Origin of the sequence: Variovorax ureilyticus, assembly GCF_050632185.1 — a bacterium.
Taxonomy (GTDB): domain Bacteria; phylum Pseudomonadota; class Gammaproteobacteria; order Burkholderiales; family Burkholderiaceae_C; genus Variovorax; species Variovorax ureilyticus_A.
In genome coordinates this window covers 972,840-990,533 of the sequence record NZ_CP192579.1, presented here as the reverse complement: position 1 = coordinate 990,533, position 17,694 = coordinate 972,840, and the positions used below count along the sequence as shown (strand labels likewise).

General features: G+C 67.4%; 20 protein-coding genes and 1 pseudogene. 9 read left to right on the top strand and 12 right to left on the bottom strand.

What is annotated here, in order from left to right; translation table 11 throughout:
* Nucleotides 1-2: 2 nt before the first annotated feature.
* The 6 genes from cyoB to ACQ858_RS04800 are packed head-to-tail and all read left to right on the top strand — an operon-like array spanning nucleotide 3 to nucleotide 5,688.
* A complete protein-coding gene (gene cyoB, locus ACQ858_RS04825; RefSeq protein WP_431275661.1) occupies nucleotides 3-2,006 on the top strand; it encodes a cytochrome o ubiquinol oxidase subunit I in 2,004 nt (667 codons plus the stop codon).
* Nucleotides 1,999-2,640, top strand: coding sequence for a cytochrome o ubiquinol oxidase subunit III (gene cyoC / locus ACQ858_RS04820; protein ID WP_431275660.1), 642 nt, complete (start codon nucleotides 1,999-2,001; stop codon nucleotides 2,638-2,640). Before cyoB ends, cyoC begins: the two co-directional genes overlap by 8 nt.
* Nucleotides 2,637-3,032 (top strand): cytochrome o ubiquinol oxidase subunit IV, encoded by a 396-nt coding sequence (gene cyoD, locus ACQ858_RS04815; protein WP_431275659.1) that lies wholly within the window; start codon nucleotides 2,637-2,639, stop codon nucleotides 3,030-3,032. The genes cyoC and cyoD overlap by 4 nt, the downstream gene beginning before the upstream one ends.
* Nucleotides 3,032-3,817, top strand: coding sequence for an SURF1 family protein (locus ACQ858_RS04810; protein ID WP_431275658.1), 786 nt, complete (start codon nucleotides 3,032-3,034; stop codon nucleotides 3,815-3,817). The genes cyoD and ACQ858_RS04810 overlap by 1 nt, the downstream gene beginning before the upstream one ends.
* Nucleotides 3,801-5,162, top strand: a complete 1,362-nt coding sequence (locus tag ACQ858_RS04805; protein ID WP_431275657.1) for an ATP-binding protein — start codon at nucleotides 3,801-3,803, stop codon at nucleotides 5,160-5,162. The genes ACQ858_RS04810 and ACQ858_RS04805 overlap by 17 nt, the downstream gene beginning before the upstream one ends.
* On the top strand, nucleotides 5,146-5,688 hold the full coding sequence (locus ACQ858_RS04800) for a response regulator transcription factor (RefSeq protein ID WP_431275656.1): 543 nt from the start codon (nucleotides 5,146-5,148) through the stop codon (nucleotides 5,686-5,688). Before ACQ858_RS04805 ends, ACQ858_RS04800 begins: the two co-directional genes overlap by 17 nt.
* Nucleotides 5,689-5,707: 19 nt before the next feature.
* On the opposite strand, the gene ACQ858_RS04795 is transcribed toward ACQ858_RS04800, so the two are convergent.
* From ACQ858_RS04795 to ACQ858_RS04785, 3 genes are all read right to left on the bottom strand, one after another.
* The gene (locus ACQ858_RS04795) at nucleotides 5,708-6,244 is read right to left on the bottom strand and encodes a GAF domain-containing protein (RefSeq protein WP_431275655.1); all 537 of its coding nucleotides are present in this window, start codon (nucleotides 6,242-6,244) and stop codon (nucleotides 5,708-5,710) included.
* A gap of 173 nt (nucleotides 6,245-6,417) precedes the next feature.
* Entirely contained in the window at nucleotides 6,418-7,239 is an 822-nt protein-coding gene (locus ACQ858_RS04790; protein WP_431275654.1) for an alpha/beta fold hydrolase, read from the bottom strand.
* 127 nt (nucleotides 7,240-7,366) lie between these two features.
* Entirely contained in the window at nucleotides 7,367-7,555 is a 189-nt protein-coding gene (locus ACQ858_RS04785; protein ID WP_431275653.1) for a hypothetical protein, read from the bottom strand.
* 166 nt (nucleotides 7,556-7,721) lie between these two features.
* Here ACQ858_RS04785 and ACQ858_RS04780 point away from each other — a divergent pair, with 166 nt between their 5' ends.
* Entirely contained in the window at nucleotides 7,722-7,940 is a 219-nt protein-coding gene (locus ACQ858_RS04780; protein ID WP_431275652.1) for a hypothetical protein, read from the top strand.
* Here ACQ858_RS04780 and ACQ858_RS04775 read toward each other — a convergent pair.
* Nucleotides 7,937-9,160 (bottom strand): NAD(P)/FAD-dependent oxidoreductase, encoded by a 1,224-nt coding sequence (locus tag ACQ858_RS04775; RefSeq protein ID WP_431275651.1) that lies wholly within the window; start codon nucleotides 9,158-9,160, stop codon nucleotides 7,937-7,939. The genes ACQ858_RS04780 and ACQ858_RS04775 overlap by 4 nt on opposite strands.
* Nucleotides 9,161-9,211: 51 nt before the next feature.
* On the opposite strand from ACQ858_RS04775, the gene ACQ858_RS04770 reads away from it, so the two are divergent.
* Entirely contained in the window at nucleotides 9,212-10,102 is an 891-nt protein-coding gene (locus ACQ858_RS04770) for a RibD family protein (RefSeq protein ID WP_431275650.1), read from the top strand.
* 7 nt (nucleotides 10,103-10,109) lie between these two features.
* On the opposite strand, the gene ACQ858_RS04765 is transcribed toward ACQ858_RS04770, so the two are convergent.
* The 4 genes from ACQ858_RS04765 to ACQ858_RS04750 are packed head-to-tail and all read right to left on the bottom strand — an operon-like array spanning nucleotide 10,110 to nucleotide 13,494.
* A complete protein-coding gene (locus tag ACQ858_RS04765) occupies nucleotides 10,110-10,997 on the bottom strand; it encodes a class I SAM-dependent methyltransferase (protein WP_431275649.1) in 888 nt (295 codons plus the stop codon).
* Nucleotides 10,994-12,058 (bottom strand): glycosyltransferase family 4 protein, encoded by a 1,065-nt coding sequence (locus ACQ858_RS04760; protein ID WP_431275648.1) that lies wholly within the window; start codon nucleotides 12,056-12,058, stop codon nucleotides 10,994-10,996. The genes ACQ858_RS04765 and ACQ858_RS04760 overlap by 4 nt, the downstream gene beginning before the upstream one ends.
* Entirely contained in the window at nucleotides 12,055-12,468 is a 414-nt protein-coding gene (locus ACQ858_RS04755; protein WP_431275647.1) for a 6-pyruvoyl trahydropterin synthase family protein, read from the bottom strand. The genes ACQ858_RS04760 and ACQ858_RS04755 overlap by 4 nt, the downstream gene beginning before the upstream one ends.
* A 27-nt stretch (nucleotides 12,469-12,495) precedes the next feature.
* On the bottom strand, nucleotides 12,496-13,494 hold the full coding sequence (locus ACQ858_RS04750; RefSeq protein WP_431275646.1) for a zinc-dependent alcohol dehydrogenase: 999 nt from the start codon (nucleotides 13,492-13,494) through the stop codon (nucleotides 12,496-12,498).
* Between the two features lie 85 nt (nucleotides 13,495-13,579).
* On the opposite strand from ACQ858_RS04750, the gene ACQ858_RS04745 reads away from it, so the two are divergent.
* On the top strand, nucleotides 13,580-13,804 hold the full coding sequence (locus ACQ858_RS04745; RefSeq protein WP_431275645.1) for a hypothetical protein: 225 nt from the start codon (nucleotides 13,580-13,582) through the stop codon (nucleotides 13,802-13,804).
* 7 nt (nucleotides 13,805-13,811) lie between these two features.
* On the opposite strand, the gene ACQ858_RS04740 is transcribed toward ACQ858_RS04745, so the two are convergent.
* The 4 genes and pseudogenes from ACQ858_RS04740 to ACQ858_RS04725 form a co-directional block, all read right to left on the bottom strand.
* Complete coding sequence (locus ACQ858_RS04740; protein ID WP_431275644.1) at nucleotides 13,812-14,822, bottom strand: XdhC family protein; 1,011 nt, start codon at nucleotides 14,820-14,822, stop codon at nucleotides 13,812-13,814.
* Between the two features lie 46 nt (nucleotides 14,823-14,868).
* Nucleotides 14,869-15,468 carry a CoxG family protein gene (locus tag ACQ858_RS04735; protein ID WP_431275643.1) on the bottom strand — a complete coding sequence of 200 codons (600 nt, stop codon included), beginning with the start codon at nucleotides 15,466-15,468 and terminating at the stop codon, nucleotides 14,869-14,871.
* 36 nt (nucleotides 15,469-15,504) lie between these two features.
* A pseudogene (locus ACQ858_RS04730) lies at nucleotides 15,505-16,664 on the bottom strand (vWA domain-containing protein).
* Nucleotides 16,665-16,702: 38 nt separating this feature from the next.
* Entirely contained in the window at nucleotides 16,703-17,635 is a 933-nt protein-coding gene (locus ACQ858_RS04725; RefSeq protein ID WP_431275642.1) for an AAA family ATPase, read from the bottom strand.
* Nucleotides 17,636-17,694 lie beyond the last annotated feature (59 nt).

The following is a 17,694-nucleotide window of genomic DNA, read 5'->3' as shown; positions in this document are numbered from 1 at the left end:
CGATGTCCGAACATCTTGATTTGACGAAGCTGATCTTCGGCCGTCTCACCTGGGATGCAATCCCTTTCCACGAGCCGATCCTCCTCGCGACTTTCGCCGCCGTCATGCTCGGCGGTATCGCAGTCCTCGGCGCGATCACCTACTTCCGCCTGTGGGGCACCCTGTGGCGCAACTGGATCACCAGCATCGACCACAAGAAGATCGGGATCATGTACATCATCCTCGGTCTGATCATGCTGCTGCGCGGCTTCGCCGACGCGCTCATGATGCGTGCCCAGCAGGCCATCGCCTTCGGGGATTCCGCGGGCTTCCTGCCACCGCACCACTACGACCAGATCTTCACGGCCCACGGCGTGATCATGATCTTCTTCGTGGCAATGCCGCTGGTCACGGGCCTCATGAACTACGTCGTTCCGCTGCAGATCGGCGCGCGCGACGTGGCCTTCCCGTTCCTGAACAACTTCAGCTTCTGGATGACGACCTTCGGCGCCATCCTGGTGATGGCGTCGCTCTTCGTCGGCGAATTCGCGCGCACCGGCTGGCTGGCCTATCCGCCGCTCTCGGGGCTCGACTTCAGCCCTGACGTGGGGGTCGACTACTACATATGGTCGCTCCAGATCGCGGGCGTCGGCACATTGCTCTCCGGCGTCAACCTGATCGCGACCATCGTGAAGATGCGCGCGCCGGGCATGTCGATGATGAAGATGCCGGTGTTCACCTGGACCGCCCTGGCGACCAACATCCTGATCGTCGCCGTCTTCCCGGTGCTGACCGCGACGCTCGCGCTGCTGTCGCTCGACCGCTACGTTGGAACGAACTTCTTCACCAACGACCTCGGCGGCAATCCGATGATGTACGTGAACCTCATCTGGATCTGGGGCCACCCCGAGGTCTACATCCTGATCCTGCCCTGCTTCGGCATCTTCTCGGAAGTGGTGGCGACCTACTGCGGCAAGCGCCTGTTCGGCTACGCGTCGATGGTCTACGCGACCCTGGTGATCACGATCCTTTCGTACCTCGTGTGGCTGCACCACTTCTTCACGATGGGCTCGGGCGCGAGCGTGAACTCCTTCTTCGGGATCACGACGATGATCATCTCGATCCCGACGGGCGCGAAGATCTTCAACTGGCTGTTCACCATGTACAAGGGCCGCATCCGCTTCGAGCTGCCCATGATGTGGACCATCGCCTTCATGATCACCTTCGTGATCGGCGGCATGACCGGTGTGCTGCTCGCGGTGCCCCCGGCGGACTTCGTGCTGCACAACAGCCTGTTCCTGATCGCGCACTTCCACAACGTGATCATCGGCGGCGTGCTGTTCGGCCTGCTGGCCGGCATCACCTACTGGTTCCCGAAGGCTTTCGGCTACAAGCTCGATCCGTTCTGGGGCAAGTGCTCGTTCTGGTTCTGGGTGGTCGGCTTCTACTTCGCCTTCATGCCGCTGTATGTGCTCGGCCTGATGGGCGTGACGCGGCGCCTGAACCACTTCGAGGACCCGTCGCTGCAGATCTGGTTCCAGATTGCCGCCTTCGGCGCAGTGCTGATCGCGCTGGGCATCGCCTCGTTCCTCATCCAGCTCGTGGTGAGCTTCATCCGCCGCGATTCGCTGCGCGACACCACGGGCGACCCGTGGGATGGCCGCACGCTCGAATGGTCGACCTCCTCGCCGCCGCCGGCCTACAACTTCGCGTTCACGCCGCAGGTGCATGACAACGATGCCTGGACCGACATGAAGAAGCACGGCTACGTCCGACCGACCGAAGGCTTCATCCCGATCCACATGCCCAAAAACACCGGCGCCGGCTTCGTCATCGCGGCCCTCGCGACGGTCTGCGGCTTCGGCCTGATCTGGCACATGTGGCTCATCGCCGGCGTCGGCTTCGTCGCCATGCTGGCCGCCGTGATCACCCACACCTTCAACTACAAGCGCGACTACCACATCCCCGCGCAAGAAGTCATCCAAACCGAAGGCGAACGCACCCGCCTCCTGGCTGCCCATGTCTGACGCTACTGCACTCTCCCCCGCCGGCGCCGCGAGCGCCAGCCCCAGCGCCCGCTTCTATCTGACGAGCGAGCACCATCCCGAAAACGGCACGCTGCTCGGGTTCTGGCTCTACATCATGAGCGATTGCCTGGTGTTCGCCTGCCTGTTCGCGGTCTATGGGGTCCTCGGGCGCAGCTATGCGGCCGGCCCCTCGGGCGCAGACCTCTTCGATCTGCGGCTGATCGCACTGAACACCTCGCTGCTGCTGCTGTCGTCGATCACCTACGGCTTCGCGATGCTCGAAATGCAGCGCAACAAGGTGAAGGCCGTGATGATCTGGCTGCTCGTGACGGGCCTGCTGGGCGCCGGCTTCATCGGCATCGAGCTCTACGAGTTCGCGCACCTGATCCACGAGGGCGCCGGCCCGCAGCGCAGCGCGTTCCTGTCGTCGTTCTTCGCGCTCGTTTCCACGCACGGCCTGCACGTGACCTTCGGCATCATCTGGCTCGTCGTGTTGATGGCACAGGTCGCCAAGCGCGGGTTCATCGCCGAGAACCGCCGCCGTCTCATGTGCCTGTCGATGTTCTGGCACTTTCTGGACGTGGTCTGGATCGGCGTCTTCACCTTCGTCTACCTGATGGGAGTCCTGCCATGAGCGCGCACAACGCAATCTCCGACCACCACGGCCACGACGACCATGGCCATGACGATGGCGCACCGCACGCCACCTTCAAGGGCTACATGACGGGCTTCATCCTGTCGATCATCCTGACGGCGATCCCGTTCTGGATGGTGATGGGCAACGTGTTCGAGAAGCCCAGCACGACCGCGATGGTCATCCTCGCGTTCGCGGCGGTGCAGATCGTGGTGCACATGGTGTACTTCCTGCACATGGATTCGAAGTCCCAGCACGGCTGGACGATGCTGGCATTCATCTTCACCGTCGTGCTGGTCGTCATCACGCTGAGCGGCTCGTTGTGGGTCATGTTCCACATGAACAACAACATGATGCCGCACATGACGACGGAAACGCACCACACGTCTTGATGACCGAGCGCGGCCCCTGCTCCGCGCCCTTCCTGACCGCGCTCGCGATCTGCGCGGCAGGGATCTTCACGGGGCTCGTCGCCCTCGGCCTCTGGCAGGTCGAGCGGCGAGCCTGGAAGCTGGATCTCATCGCCAAGGTCGACCAGCGCGTGCACGCGCAGCCCGTTGCGGCGCCGGGACCGGCGCAATGGCCCCAGGTCCATGCGGCCTCCGACGAATACCGGCGCGTATCGGCCACCGGTACCCTCCTTCATGATCGCGAAACGCTGGTGCAGGCCACCACGGCCCTCGGCGGTGGCTACTGGGTGCTGACGCCGCTGCAGCGCACCGATGGCAGCGTCGTGCTGATCAACCGCGGCTTCGTTCCGCCGGAGCGTCGTGATCGTGCGAATCGCGACGACAACGCGCCGGTCGGCGAGACCACCATCACCGGGCTCCTGCGAATCACAGAGCCCGGCGGCAGCTTCCTCCGGCACAACGACCCCGCCGCGAACCGCTGGTATTCACGCGACGTGCAAGCCATCGCCGCCGCGCGCGGGCTCGGCCAAGTCGCGCCGTTCTTCATCGACGAGGAAGCCTCTGCCGACCGGAGGGCGGCATCATCGAAGACGCAGACTTGGCCCGTCGCGGGGCTGACGGTCATCAGCTTCCCGAACAACCACCTGACCTACGCGATCACCTGGTTCGCCCTCGCGCTCATGATCGTCGCGGGCGCCTGGTACGTGGCGCGGGACGAGCTTCGGGTGCGCCGCGGCCGCATGCGCGAAGATGCGCGCCATGACTGACACCATCGCGACCGCGCCGGCGCCTCGATCCGACAGTTCCCCCACCCCACGCTTCGGCGACGCCACCGGCCTGAAGAACATGCAGCAGTTGATCCAGCTGCGCTGGATCGCGGTGGTCGGCCAGGTCGCCACGATCCTCGTCGTCCACTTCGGCTTCGGCATCCGCCTGCCGCTCGACCAGATGCTGGCGGTGCTGACCGGCCTCGCCGCGTTCAACGCGGCAAGCCAGTTGCGCTGGCGCATCCCTCGCGACGTGACGAACACCGAGTTGTTCATCGCGCTGCTGGTGGACGTCGGCATGCTCACCGCGCAGCTCTATCTCAGCGGCGGTGCAGCCAATCCCTTCGTTTTCCTGTACCTGCTGCAGGTGATCATCGCGGCCGTGCTTCTGGAGTCATGGTCGACCTGGACGATGGTCGGCGTGACCATCGCGTGCTTCGCCGGCCTCGCGCTCTTTTCCGAACCGCTGCCGCTGTCGACGGACCCGGGCCAGGGTCTGTTCAGGCCCTATGTGGTCGGCATGCTGATTTGCTTCGCGCTGGTCGCGGCGCTGCTGGTGGTGTTCATCACACGGATCAGCCGCATCCTGCGCGGGCGCGACGCCCGCCTTGCGGACCTGCGCCAGCGCGCCGCCGAAGAGGAACACATCGTCCGCATGGGCCTCCTGGCCTCCGGCGCGGCGCACGAACTCGGCACCCCGCTCGCCACGCTTGCCGTGATCCTGGGCGACTGGCGGCACCTGCCTCACTTCACCTCCGACCCGGAACTGCTGGAAGAGGTCATCGAGATGGAAGCGCAGGTCAGGCGATGCAAGACCATCCTGAGCGGCATCCTGCTGTCGGCCGGCGAGGCGCGGGGCGAGGGTTCGGAGGAAACCACCGTCAGCACCTTCCTCGACGACCTCGTCGAGGAATGGCGCACCACGCGCGCCGTGACCTCGTTCGCCTACGAAAACCGCTTCGGCCACGACCTGCCCATGGTCTCGGATTCGGCGCTCAAGCAGATGATCTGCAACGTGCTCGACAATGCGCTGGAGGCCTCGCCGCAATGGGTGGGCCTCACGGCCGCCCACGACGGCGATGCGCTGACCCTGACGGTCTCCGATGTCGGGCCCGGTTTCGCGCCCGAAATGCTGGCGCACTTCGGCAAGCCTTATCAATCGAGCAAGGGCCGGCCCGGCGGCGGGCTGGGGCTGTTCCTGGTGGTGAACGTGGCGCGCACGCTCGGCGGCACCGTCACGGCGCGCAACCGTCCCGAGGGCGGCGCGGTGGTCACGCTGACGCTGCCGCTGGCCGCGATCACGCTCGAAGAGGACGACGACGAAGACGATGGACACGGACACTGAACGCCTGCTGCTGATCGTGGAGGACGATGCGGCCTTCGCGCGCACGCTCGGCCGGTCGTTCGAACGCCGGGGCTACACGGTCATGCACGCTTCGAACCTCGATCAGGTCGCGGAACTGCTGACGGAGCACTCGCCCGGCTACGCGGTGGTCGATCTCAAACTCAACGGCGATGCCTCGGGCCTCGCGTGCGTGCAGACGCTCAACCGGCACGACCCTTCGATGCTCATCGTGGTGCTGACCGGCTTCGCGAGCATCGCCACCGCGGTCGAGGCGATCAAGCTCGGCGCCTGCCACTACCTCGCCAAGCCGTCGAACACCGATGACATCGAAGCGGCCTTCGGTCGCGCCGAGGGCACCATCGACGTCGAGCTGACCAACCGATCGACCTCCATCAAGACGCTGGAGTGGGAGCGCATCCACGAGACGCTCGCCGAGACCGGCTTCAACATCTCCGAAACCGCGCGCCGGCTCGGCATGCACCGCCGGACACTGGCGCGCAAGCTGGGCAAGCAGCAGGTCAAGTAGACCTGCCGCAGCCGGCCGATCATTCGCGCCCTTCGGCCTGCGCCAGCAGCCTCGCGGCGGCCTTGGCGGCCATCTCGAGGCGTTTCACGTCGCGCTCGTCGAGGTCTGCGCGGGGCTCGAAGCTGAATCCGCAGAGCACGCCGTACAGGCGGCCATCCGTGAACCGCACCGGAACGCCGACATGCGCGCCCATCCCGTGGTAGTACTCAGGCAGGCCGTTCGACGTCCGGATCGGTGTGACGTTCGGGATGACGCAGGGCATGCGCCCGTCCAAGATGCGCTGGCAAATCGACTCGATGCGCGGATGGCCCTGGCCCGGCTTGATGATCGCGTCGATCGCCTTCGACGAGATGTGGCGGAAGACGCGGTGGTCATCCACGAATTCGCCGACGAACACCACCTCGAGATCGAGCTGCTCGCGGACCATGCGCAACAGGCTCGCGATGCTGCGCTCGGTCAGGTTGCCGTGTGTGTGGATGTCCGGCGTGATCGCCGCCATTCGAGATGCCCAGATCTCAAGATCGTGGGTGTCGCCCGGGGATGTCTTGTTGTCCATTCTTGCCTCTGTGGCGCGATCCTAAGCCTCAGCTGCGCCGACTTGTACCGGGGTTTTGTGGATAACGTTGTGTGTAGTGCGTGGAGGTCCGGGCTCGAATCGAGTCGCCATGCGGGTTGCCGCTGCATTGCCTCGGAAACAGGCAGCCGCCCCCGGATGTTCGCAAGTCGCGGTCAGCCCTTGATGAATGCCAGCAGATCGGCATTGAATTCGGCGGCCCGCGTCGTCGCCAGCCCGTGCGAGCCGCCCGGGTAGACCTTCAGCGTCGAGCCCTTGACCAGCTTCGCCGACAGCATGGCCGAGGCGCCGATCGGCACGATCTGGTCGTCATCGCCATGCGCGATCAGCGTCGGCACGTCGAACTTCTTCAGGTCCTCGGTGAAGTCCGTCTCGGAGAACTGCTTGATGCAGTCCAGAAGCCCCTTGTGTCCGCCCAGCATGCCCTGCAGCCAGAACGAGTCGCGCACGCCCTGCGACACCTTCGCGCCCGGCCGGTTGTAGTTGTAGAACGGCATCGTGAGGTCCATGAAGAATTGCGAGCGGTCGGCGGTCACGGCCGTGCGAATGCCGTCGAAGACCTCCAGCGGCAGCCCGCCCGGATTCGCCGCAGTCTTGAGCATCAGCGGCGGCACCGCGCCGAGCAGCACCGCCTTGGCGACGCGCGAGGTGCCATGCCGACCGATGTAGCGCGCGACCTCGCCGCCGCCGGTGGAGTGGCCGACCATCACCGCGTCCTGGATGTCGAGCTTGTTCATCAGTTCGGCGAGATCGTCGGCGTAGGTATCCATGTGATTGCCGTCCCAGGGCTGGCTCGAGCGGCCATGCCCGCGCCGGTCGTGCGCGATCACCCGACAGCCACGCTCGCCGAGGAAGACCATTTGCGCATCCCACGCATCCGCGGTGAGCGGCCAGCCGTGGGAGAACACGATCGGCTGGCCTTTGCCCCAGTCCTTGTAGAAGATCTGCGTGCCGTCTTGGGTGGTGATGGTGCTCATGTGGTCCTTTCCATGGTGGTGCCGGGGATGGATGGAGGGGAGCTCCGCGCCCGGTCGGGCGCGGCACGAGAGCGTAGACGAGCGACCTTCTTGTTGGAAGCGCCTCGGCGCGCTGGGCTGAACAGGCTCAGAGGCCGGCGAAATACTTGAAGCCCAGAACCAGCGCAACCCCGAGAATGGTGAAGAAAAGCAACCGGCCCCAGCGCGCGACAGGCGGGTGGTAGGCAGGCATTTCGTTGCGGTGAAGGCCGGAAAACGATGTCGTGTCCGGCTTGTCCCGGTGCCAGTCATGGAAGTTGTCGCGCTCGGTATTCATGTAATACATACTAACTACACTTACATGGGTACTCATCGGTCTCGCACTTGACGCCCCCCGACGTGCCAAAAAGTGCACGATTTTGGACGTCTCGGCATCGATGACACGGGCGTAACGTCGTCATCGGCCTACAGAAAATCCGGGGGCGCGCACCCACCATCAAGGCATGAACAACCCGATCAAACTCGTCGTCGACGAGCCGGCGCCCGGCTCGTTCATCTGGACGCTTCTCGAAACCGACGCAGGCGGCGCACCACGCAAGGTTCTGCGCGCAGCCGAGTTCGGAGCAGACACCTACGAGGCCGCGCTCGCGGCCGGGACGCGCATGATGGACGCCGAGATTCGCAAGAACGTCACGGCCTCCCCGGCGCGCAACGACTCCTAGGCCAGGAGCGACTTCAGCGGGACGGCCGGATCGGCCGCGACCGAAGGATCAGGGCTGCGGCCCGCTTCGAGCAGCTTGCGGCTCATCATGTGGTCGACCGGTGCGTTCACCGATTCGACGCAACGCAGCTGAGCCCCGACGTAGTGCAGCAGCGAGAACGACGCCGCATTCGCGCCCAGCCGGCGGACCGTGAGCGCGCCCGGCGTGCCCGGTGCCGGCACCAGTCCCGCCATCTGCAGACGCAGGCTTCCCTGATCCGACCAGAACCACGGCACCACGTCATGCGGACGCGGTGCCCCGGTGAGCGTTGCCACCGCGGTGCGCGCCTGGTCGTTCGCGTTCTGCACCGACTCGAGCCGCAGCGGCGCGTCCGAGCGCTGGTCCGGAAAGCGCGTGCAGTCGCCGACCGCGAGGATCGCCTCGTCGCTGGTCTGCATGAAGGCATCGACCACGACCCCGTCGGCGCATTCGAGGCCGGCCGCCTGTGCGAGCGCGATCTCCGGCACCGCGCCGATCCCGAGCAGCAGAAGATCGATCGGCTGCGGCTGGCCATCGATCTCGATCGCGGTCAGATGGTCGCCGTCGACCTGCCGTACACCCGTCTTCACGCCAACGCGAATGTCCATGCCCGCCGCCCGGTGCGTCGCAAGCACATGCGCCGACAGCTCTGGAGACACCGCGCGGCCCAGCAGCCGAGGCGCGCTTTCGAGCACCAGCACCTGCTTGCCCAGCGCCAGCGCGGTCGCCGCCACTTCGAGCCCGATGAAGCCGCCGCCGAGCACGGTCACATGCTGCGCCGCAGCGAGCTTGTCGCGCAGTTGCACCGCCTCATGGGCCGCGCGCAGCAACGCCACGTTCTCCAGACCTTCGAGCGCCGAGATGCGACGCGCGCGCGTGCCGGTGGCGAGCACCAGTCGCTCCCACCCGAGCACCGCGCCCGACTTGAGCGTGACGGTGCGCGCCTGTCGATCGATGGCCTGCGCCGGATCACCCAGATGCAGGGTGATGCCCGCATCCGCATACCAGGCTTCGGCACGATGCTGCTGCGGCACCTCGTCCGGGCTCTTGAGGAAGGTCTTGGACAGCGGCGGCCGGTGATAGGGAATGGCCGCTTCCTCGCACACCAGGTGAATGCGCGCGCCCTGCCCCGCGTCCACGAGGCCGGCACAGAGCTGCGCGGCCGCGTGGCCGCCGCCGATGATGACGATGTTCGAATTCATGATGGTTCCCGTGACTGGTCTGCCACTGTAGCCTTAGCATGGCGGAAGATGATGCCCGCCCCCACCGCCATTCCCGGCGTCGATGCGCTCTGGCCCCTGTGCCTCGACATCGCCTTGCATCGCCGTGGCCAACTGGCATGCCCGCCGCGGCGGGCCGATGCGCCGCTTGCGGGCGACGCAGCGCACGGCTTCTCGCTGCGCGGCGTGTGGGATGACCCGGCGGTCGAGCTGTTCGAGCTCATCAAGCCCTTGCTCGACCGGCCACGCGGAGGCACGCCGTGGGTCATCGGACAGCTCGGCCAGAGCCTCGACGGCTACGTTGCAACGCACAGCGGCGATTCGCATTACGTCAACGGCCGCGAGGTGCTGGTGCATCTGCACCGCCTGCGCGCGCTCTGCGATGCGGTCATCGTCGGCGCGAACACGGCGGCCATCGACGATCCGCAGCTCACCACGCGGCATGTCGACGGACGACATCCGGTGCGCGTACTGATCGACCCGGCGCTGCGGCTGCCGCCCACACTGCGCGCGCTGTCGGACCGCATCGCGCCGACCCTGCTCGCCTGCGATGCCAGCCGCGCTGTGGAGGCGGCCCGGCGCTTCGGCGCCGATCAGGTGCTCGGCGTGCCCGCGATGGTGGATGGCGACGGCGGGCTGAACCTGCGCGCGCTGGTGACCGAACTCGCGTCACGCGATCTACGGGTGCTCTTCGTCGAGGGCGGCGGCGTCACGGTCTCGCGCTTCATCGCGCAGGGCTGCCTCGACCGGTTGCATCTCAGCATCGCGCCGGTCGTCATCGGGTCCGGGCGACCCGGACTGCAGATTCCGCGAAGCGCCGCGATGCGCGACTGCCTGCGGCCGTCGGGGCGCGTGTTCCGCATGGGCGCGGACGTGCTGTGGGACCTTGACCTGCGCGAGACGTGCCCCGGCTCCCGGGACTGAACACGCCTCAAGGCAAGGTCGCCAGAAGATCGCGGTGGCCGACGCGCAGGGTCGTGCGTTCGACCCGGTCGAGCCGCTGCGCGGTCCAGTCCCTGATCCACGGGGCAGCCGATGGGTCCTGCTCGATGGCCGCGGCCGCTGCACCTTCGACCATGGCGCGCAACATGGCCATCGAATGCGCACCGTCGCGGCCGTCGATGCGCCAGTCGCTCGCTGCTTGCGTGACCTCATAGCCCAACGACGAGAGCCGCGCGGCGGTCCATTGCACGGCGTCGCCGCCAAGCGCGGGGCCGAAGCCCTTGTCGCGGCGCTGATGCGCAGCGAACAGGCGGCCCACGCCGTCGTCGTCCCGCAGGCTGGGCTGCCACAGGGCGCTTCCGTCGACGCTCAATGCGAACAGCAGCGCCGCTTCGGCCTTGCGCGCACACACGGCCAGCGCATCGATCCATCGCACCGATACCAGATCGAGCAGCGCCGATGCGGTGATCAGGCGATGGCGCCCGAGCAGCGCCGCATCGAGCGGCTGCGCAAGATCGCAATGCAGCATCTCGACCTCGACCTTCAACGCCGATCCTTCAAGGCAGAGGCGGCCCCCGCCCGTGTTCATGGACAGCCCCGTCGCCCGCGCCCACGGCGTGAACACAGCCGGCATCGCTGCCAGCAATCGCGGGTCGTGATCGACCAGCGTCCAGCGCTGCACGCCACCCAGGCGAGGCGCGAGTGCCCGCAGGTTCGCACCGGTGCCGCAGGCCAGGTCGAGCACCGTCAAGGCCGATGCCTCGCCACGCAGCCGTGCCGCGAGGCCTTCGAGATCGAACGACGCGCAAGCGCCGGCGCGCGCCTCGCGATCGAAGGGTTCGCGCAGGGCCAGCCAGCCGGCACTGAAGGCATTCATTCGTCGGAAGGCGTTTCAAGCGCAACCAACGCCGACGCAAAGCGCGCCGCGCTGTCCCCCCACGTCGGCAACCGATGCCGCGCGGCTTTCGCGCCTGACGCGAGCTGCTCGCGCCACGCGGTGTCGTCCATCAGCCGCTGCAAGGCCGCGCGCAACGCCTGCCCATCGCCGGGCGGCACGAGCACGCCCGCACCGGCCGGCACGGTGTCCGGAATCGCGCCGGCCGTGGTGCTGATCACCGGCAGACCGTGTGCCGCCGCCTCGGCGAGCGCCATGCCGTAGCCCTCGTGGAAGGACGGCAGCACGAACGCATCCGCACGCGCGTAGAACACACGCAGCGCCGCTTCGTCCTGCTCGCCGTGCAGCATCACGCGATCGCGCAGGCCGTGGCGATCGATCGCCGCCCCGAGCGCCGAGGTGCATGCGGCATCCATCGTGAGGCTGCCGACGCAATGCAGCACCCAGCGCCGGTCGCGCAGTCCGGCGAGCGCATCGATCAGCAACGCATGGCCCTTGCGCGGCGTCAGGTTCGCCACACAGAGCAGATGCAGATCGCCCGTGCCCGACCCGGTCGCGAGCGGCGCAGGCTCCGTGCCCGGCTCGACCACGGTGATGCGCGAAGCCGGGACCTCATAGGTCGCCAGCGCGCGGGCGGTGGAAGGGCTGGTGACGATCACGGCGCGCACCGTCGCGAGCGCTCTGCATTCGCTGTCGAAAAGCATGGTCTGCGCGGTCGCATCGAGCCCGGTCTCGAGCGCGAGCGGGTGATGCACGAGCGCCACCCACCGCAGCCGCTTCGCATGCGCCTCTGCAAGCCCGGGCATCGCACCGAAGACCAGGCCATCCGCGACGACCAGCGAATCCTCGGGCAATGTCTCCACCGCCTGACGGGCAGCCTCCATGACCGCGTCGTCAGGCATCGGCCAGCCTTCGCCAAGCGAGCGCACATCGACATGCCAGCCCAACGCGTGCAGGCCATTGATGATGTGCCGGTCGTAGGTGGAGCCGCCGGTGCGCGCCCCGAGCTCGCCCGGCACGAGAAAGCTGCAGCGCCCATTCACGACATGCGCGCTGGCAAGGCGCCCTCGTACGCCGCCCACGCGACGTGCGATTCGTTCAGCCGCACGCGCAGGCTCGAAAGGCCGCCCGCGTGCGGGCCGAGTTCGCCCGCGGCGATGCGCGCGGCCACGCGGTCGAAGATCACGCGCGCCATGAATTCGGTCGTCGTATTCCTGCCCTTGAATGCCGGATCGTCGTCTAGGTTGCGCAGGGTGAGTTCACCGAGCACGCGGCGCAGCACCTCGGTCGCGAGCGCGATGTCCACCACCACCCCGTCCATATCGAGTTCGGCGCGGCGCATTTCGAGGTCGACCACATAGGTCGCGCCATGCAGGCGCTGCGCCGGCCCGAACACCTCGCCGGTGAAGCTGTGGGCAATCATGAAATGGTCGCGGACATTGACGCTGTACATGCGGGCCTTTCGGAAGCGAAGAGCGGTTCAGGGATAGTCGATGCGCTGGCACAGCGTGTCGAGCGCGCCGCTGGAAAGCCTCTCGAGCACCACAGGCAATTTATCGAAGGGCGCGCTGTCGGTGATCAGCACGTCGAGCACCGGGTCGCGCAGCAGCGAAAGCGCCAGCGCCATTCGTCGACGGCGATCCCACCGCGCACGCTGCGCCGTCGCCACATGGCCGACCTGCGAACTCCTGAGCGTGAGCCGGCGCGAATGAAAGGCTTCGCCCAGCGGCAGCGGCACATCGCGCGTGCCGTACCAGCTCATCTCGATGACCGATGCCTCGAAGGCGGCGAGCTTCAACGCGGTGACGAGTCCTTGCGGATCGCCGCTGGCGTGCACCACCAGATCCGCATCGGGCGTCGCATCCCGCGGCGTCGCGAAACCAACGCCCAGCGCCTCGGCCACCGTACGCCGCGACGCGCGCACGTCGACGAGTTCCACCGTGCAACCCGGCATGCGCCCCGCGAGCCAGGCCACCAGCAGCCCGACCACCCCGCCGCCCACCACCGCCACGCGATCGCCCACGCGCGGCGCCGCATCCCAGAGGGCATTCACGGCGGTCTCCATGTTCGCTGCGAGCACCGCGCGCGCAGGGGGAAGCCCATCGGGCAGCACATGCACCGCATCCACCGGAACGACGTAGCGCGTCTGGTGGGGATGCAGGCAGAACACGTAACGCCCCTTCAGCGACTCGGGGCCCACCTCGACGACGCCGACGCTCGCATAGCCATACTTCACGGGCGCCGGGAAATCGCCTTCCTGGAACGGCGCGCGCATCCGCTGGAACTCCGACTTCGGCACCTCGCCGCGAAACACCAGCATCTCGGTGCCACGGCTGACCGCGGAGTGAAGCGCCCGGACCTGCACCTGCCCCGCTGCGGCCGCGGGAACCGCTGCGGCGCGGATCACCGCACGGCCGGGCGCCTCGATCCAGCAAGCCCTGGAGCCACCCGGAATGTCGTCGGACAGAGATGTCGGCATGGCGCGCAGCAGCATTAAGTGTTCAGTGTTTTTCCCCAGCGCAGCGGGCCGTTGGCGTCACCGTTCTCTGATAGCCTGTGAGGCCATGCGCGCCCTCGTTCTTCTCGCCAATCTCGGCCTCCTCGCACTCGCTTTCTATTTCGGTTCGCTGGCCGGTCTGCTGATCGCTGCGGGCGTGTGCGTCGCGATCGTGGCCTGTCTGTTCCTGTTCTCGATGTCCCGCAGCGAATCGCTCGAATCGAAGGAGATGCGCCGGTCGATGGGCCGCAGCACCACCTTCCTCGGCGGGCTGATGGACACCCGCCGCTAAAGGCGCCTCAAACCGCCGCCGCCGCGGCCTTCGCGATCGCGACTGCCGCTTCTCGCGGCAACTGCACCGCATTCTTCACCGCGAGGATTTCCGCCATCACGCTCACCGCGATCTCCGGCGGCGTCTTGCTGCCGATGTAGATGCCGATCGGCCCGCGCAGGCGTGCCAGCGAGGCTTCGGTCTGGTCGAAGTGCTTGATCATGCGGTCGCGCCGCGCCTCGGCATTGCGGCGCGAGCCGATCGCGCCGACATAGAACGCCTCGCTCTGCAAGGCCTCCAGCAAGGCGAGGTCATCGAGCTTCGGGTCGTGCGTGAGCGCGACCACGCAACTGCGGCGATCGGGCTTGAAGGCGACCACCGCGTCATCGGGCATCTCGGTGGTGGTGGTCACGCCCGGCACGTTCCACGAGGTCTGGTATTCGGTGCGCGGGTCGCACAGCGTGACCGCGAAGCCGCTGAACTGCGCCATCGTCGCAAGGTATTCGGCGAGCTGGCCGGCGCCGATCAGCAGCATGCGGTACTCGGGGCCGAAGGTGTTGACGAGCTCCACGTCGTTGACGGTCAACGCCGCCGGCGATGCAGCCTCGGCCAGCTTCACCGACCCGTCGGCGAGCGTCACTGTCCGCTGCATGAGCCGCCCGCGTTCGAGCGCCGCCACGAGCGTCTGCAGCGATGCGGGATCGGGGTCGTATTCGAGCAGCAGCTCGAGCGTGCCGCCGCAGGGCAATCCGAAGCGGTGCGCCTCATCGGCGGTGACGCCGTACTTGACGAAGGCCGGCTTGCCGGTGGGCATCGTGCCGTCGCCGTGCGCGCGGGTGTAGCGCGCGATCAGGTCGTCTTCGACGCAGCCGCCCGATACCGAGCCGACTACCGCGCCGTCTTCCGCCATCGCCATGATCGATCCGATCGGGCGGGGCGACGAACCCCAGGTGCGCACCACCGTCGACAACAGCGCCCGGCGGCCGGCGAGTCGCCAGTCGCGCAGCGCGCGAAGCACCATCACATCGAGGTTTTCCATACTCTGCCTCTCTCTATCTCTCTGACGCTTTCCGTCTTTTTGCCGTTCAGTCAGCCGGCTTCTCGGCCGCCCCGCCTTCCTCGCCCTTGTCCTTCTTGCCGAACCCGATCTTCCGCATGAGGCCCGCCATCGCACCCTCCTTCTCGGCCGGTGCCGCCTCGCCTTCGGCCGGCGCGTCGGCGGGCGGCGGGCCGTAGCGGCTCTGCATCTCGGCTTCGAAGCGCTTGAAGAAATCGTCGGCCGTGGACTTGGCCGCACCGTCGATCAGCCGCTGCCCGAGCTGCGCGATCTTGCCGCCGACTTGCGCCTGGACCGTGTAGTCGAGCTCGCAGCCTTCGGCGCCATCGCCCGAAGGCTTGAGCAAGACGCCCGACGAGCCCTTGGCAAAGCCCGCCACCCCGCCCTGCCCTTCAAACGTGAGCTTGTAGCCGTCGGGCGCCTGGATGTCCGACAGCGTGACCTTGCCATTGAACTTGGCAGAGACCGGACCGATCTTGACCGCCAGCCCGACGCTGTATTCGTTGTCGCCGGTCAACTCGAACTTGTCGCAGCCCGGGATGCACTTCTTCAGCGTCTCCGGGTCGTTGAGTGCGTCCCAGGCCTGTTGCTGCGTGATCCCGAGCGTGCGGTTGCCGAGCATTTCCATGATGAATCTTCCTTGTGGGTGTCTTGTCGCGGCGGGCTAGCGACCCGACCGCATGAGGGCAGCGAGGCTCGTTGCCAGTTGTTCCAGGGCGCTGAGATTGTGGACCGCCAGCATCGCGTCTGCATGGCGGTGCAACAAGGCCGCACCACGGGCAAGGGGTGCGTAGCCCTCGAAGCGCAGCAGCGGGTTCAGCCACAGCACCCGGCGCGAATGGCGCTTGAGCCACTGCAATTCGTTGTCGAGGACCTCGGGCTCGCCGGTGTCGAGCCCGTCGCTGATCACCAGCACCAGCGTGCGACGGCCGGTGAGGCGCCGCGCATGGCGGCGGCGCAGCTCGACCAGTGATTCGCCGAGCCGGGTGCCACCGGCGAAGTCGTCGATGGCTTCGCTCGCGGCGGCGAGCATCGCGTCGGTGTCGGCGAGCCGGAAGGCGGGCGTCAAGTCGGTCAGGTGCGTGCCGAAGGCGAAGACGTCGCGCCGGCCTGAGTGCCGTGTCGAGGCGTGCAGGAACGCAAGCAGCAGCCGCGCGTAGCGCTCCATCGAGCCCGACACGTCGACCAGCACCAGGAGCGGCAGCGGTTCCTTGCGCCGCGCCCATCGCGGCAGGCGCAGGATCTCGCCGCCGGTGCGTGCCGCCCCGTGCAGCACGCCGGGCCAGTGCATGCGCGAATGCGCGCCTGCATCGCCGGTGACGCGCAGCCGCCGCGCGGGCAGCGTCGGGATCGGCAGCGCGATGTCGCGGGCCAGGCGTTCGACGAGGCGGTATTCCGCCGCGCCGAGCGCGTTGAAATCGGCGTGGTGAAGACGCGCGCGGTCGCTCGCGGTCATCGCGGCGTCGAATTCGACCTCTCGTTCGTTCTGCGCCGCGCGTGCGCCAGCGCGCGGGGCGCCAGCGCTTCGCGCACCCGCGGCCGGCGCCTGGAGGGCTCCGCCTTGCCCTCGGCGCTCGGCAGCATCTGCGCGAGCAGCTTGTTGGCCAGCTCGGGATCGCGAAACCACGCATCGAAGAGTTCGCGGAACACCAGCCGGTCCTCCTCGCGGCTGATCATCACGGCCTCCATCGCCGCGGCGAGATCGAGGCGGTTCTCGATACCCACGAGCGTCGCGGCCTCGGCGGCGAGCGCGATGCGCATCGAATCGGTGCGCACGCCGGCGCGGCGCAGCGCACGGCCGAAGCCCAGCATGTTGCCCGCCATCTTGCCGCGGCGAGCGTCGCCAAGCTGATGGGCAGTATTCAAGGCGCAGCCTCCTCCTCGGGCCTGAGGAGATCCGTCGCCATCGCGTGCGTCAGCGCGGCCACGTCATCGCGCTGCTTGAAGAGGATGCCCGCGGTGTCGACCACGATCTCCGGGTCGAGCTCGATGGTGTCGAGCGCCACCAGCGCCTTCGCCCATTCGACGCTTTCGGCGATGCCGGGGCCACGCTGGAACGCGCTCGCAAAGGGCGTGCTGCGCAGGCGGCCGACGAAATTCGCGATCTGCTCGGACAGCGCGGCGCTGGCTTGCGGCACCTGTGCGCGCACGATCGCGAGTTCGCGTTCGCGCTCCGGATAGTCGAGCCAGTGATAGAGGCAGCGGCGCTTGACCGCGTCGTTGAGTTCGCGCGTGCGATTGCTGGTAAGGATCGTGACCGGTGGGACCAGCGCGCGGATGGTGCCGAGTTCCGGGATGCTGACCTGGTATTCGCCGAGGTACTCCAAAAGGAAGGCCTCGAAGGGCTCGTCCGCGCGATCGACTTCATCGATCAGCAGGACCGCACCGGGCGCGGGCGCCTGCAGCGCCTGTAGCAGCGGGCGGCGGATCAGGTAGCGCGGCTGGTAGACCTCGGATTCGACGTCGGTGGAGATGCCCTGCGCCTCGGCCGCACGCATGTGCAGCATCTGCGCGGCGTAGTTCCACTCGTAGAGCGCCTCGCGCTGTTCGAGGCCGTCGTAGCACTGAAGCCGCAGCAGCTCGCGGTTGAGCGCGGTCGACAGCGCCTTGGCCAGCTCGGTCTTGCCGACGCCGGGCTCGCCTTCGAGCAGCAGCGGGCGCTGCAGCTTGAGCGCCAGGAACACCGCCGTGGCGAGCCGCCGGTCCGCGTAGTAGCCGGCGCCCTGCAGCGCCTGCACGACGGCGTCGATGGAGGAGAACGGCGAAGCCGCCTGAGGGGTGTCGTGATCGGTCATCTCGGCAGCTTAAGGGCTCTTGGCAATACAGGCAGGCTGCGGGGAATGGCCCGCCCCGC

Coding starts and splice junctions, on each gene's coding strand:
- cyoB (WP_431275661.1), top strand. CDS start 3: ATGTCCGAACATCTTGATTTGACGAAGCTGATCTTCGGCCGTCTCACC.
- ACQ858_RS04795 (WP_431275655.1), bottom strand. CDS start 6,244: ATGGACAACAAGACATCCCCGGGCGACACCCACGATCTTGAGATCTGG.
- ACQ858_RS04790 (WP_431275654.1), bottom strand. CDS start 7,239: ATGAGCACCATCACCACCCAAGACGGCACGCAGATCTTCTACAAGGAC.
- cyoC (WP_431275660.1), top strand. CDS start 1,999: ATGTCTGACGCTACTGCACTCTCCCCCGCCGGCGCCGCGAGCGCCAGC.
- ACQ858_RS04785 (WP_431275653.1), bottom strand. CDS start 7,555: ATGAATACCGAGCGCGACAACTTCCATGACTGGCACCGGGACAAGCCG.
- ACQ858_RS04735 (WP_431275643.1), bottom strand. CDS start 15,468: ATGGAAATGCTCGGCAACCGCACGCTCGGGATCACGCAGCAACAGGCC.
- ACQ858_RS04805 (WP_431275657.1), top strand. CDS start 3,801: ATGCGCGCCATGACTGACACCATCGCGACCGCGCCGGCGCCTCGATCC.
- ACQ858_RS04810 (WP_431275658.1), top strand. CDS start 3,032: ATGACCGAGCGCGGCCCCTGCTCCGCGCCCTTCCTGACCGCGCTCGCG.
- ACQ858_RS04740 (WP_431275644.1), bottom strand. CDS start 14,822: ATGGAAAACCTCGATGTGATGGTGCTTCGCGCGCTGCGCGACTGGCGA.
- ACQ858_RS04770 (WP_431275650.1), top strand. CDS start 9,212: ATGCCCGCCCCCACCGCCATTCCCGGCGTCGATGCGCTCTGGCCCCTG.
- ACQ858_RS04725 (WP_431275642.1), bottom strand. CDS start 17,635: ATGACCGATCACGACACCCCTCAGGCGGCTTCGCCGTTCTCCTCCATC.
- ACQ858_RS04750 (WP_431275646.1), bottom strand. CDS start 13,494: ATGCCGACATCTCTGTCCGACGACATTCCGGGTGGCTCCAGGGCTTGC.
- ACQ858_RS04755 (WP_431275647.1), bottom strand. CDS start 12,468: ATGTACAGCGTCAATGTCCGCGACCATTTCATGATTGCCCACAGCTTC.
- cyoD (WP_431275659.1), top strand. CDS start 2,637: ATGAGCGCGCACAACGCAATCTCCGACCACCACGGCCACGACGACCAT.
- ACQ858_RS04745 (WP_431275645.1), top strand. CDS start 13,580: ATGCGCGCCCTCGTTCTTCTCGCCAATCTCGGCCTCCTCGCACTCGCT.
- ACQ858_RS04780 (WP_431275652.1), top strand. CDS start 7,722: ATGAACAACCCGATCAAACTCGTCGTCGACGAGCCGGCGCCCGGCTCG.
- ACQ858_RS04765 (WP_431275649.1), bottom strand. CDS start 10,997: ATGAATGCCTTCAGTGCCGGCTGGCTGGCCCTGCGCGAACCCTTCGAT.
- ACQ858_RS04775 (WP_431275651.1), bottom strand. CDS start 9,160: ATGAATTCGAACATCGTCATCATCGGCGGCGGCCACGCGGCCGCGCAG.
- ACQ858_RS04800 (WP_431275656.1), top strand. CDS start 5,146: ATGGACACGGACACTGAACGCCTGCTGCTGATCGTGGAGGACGATGCG.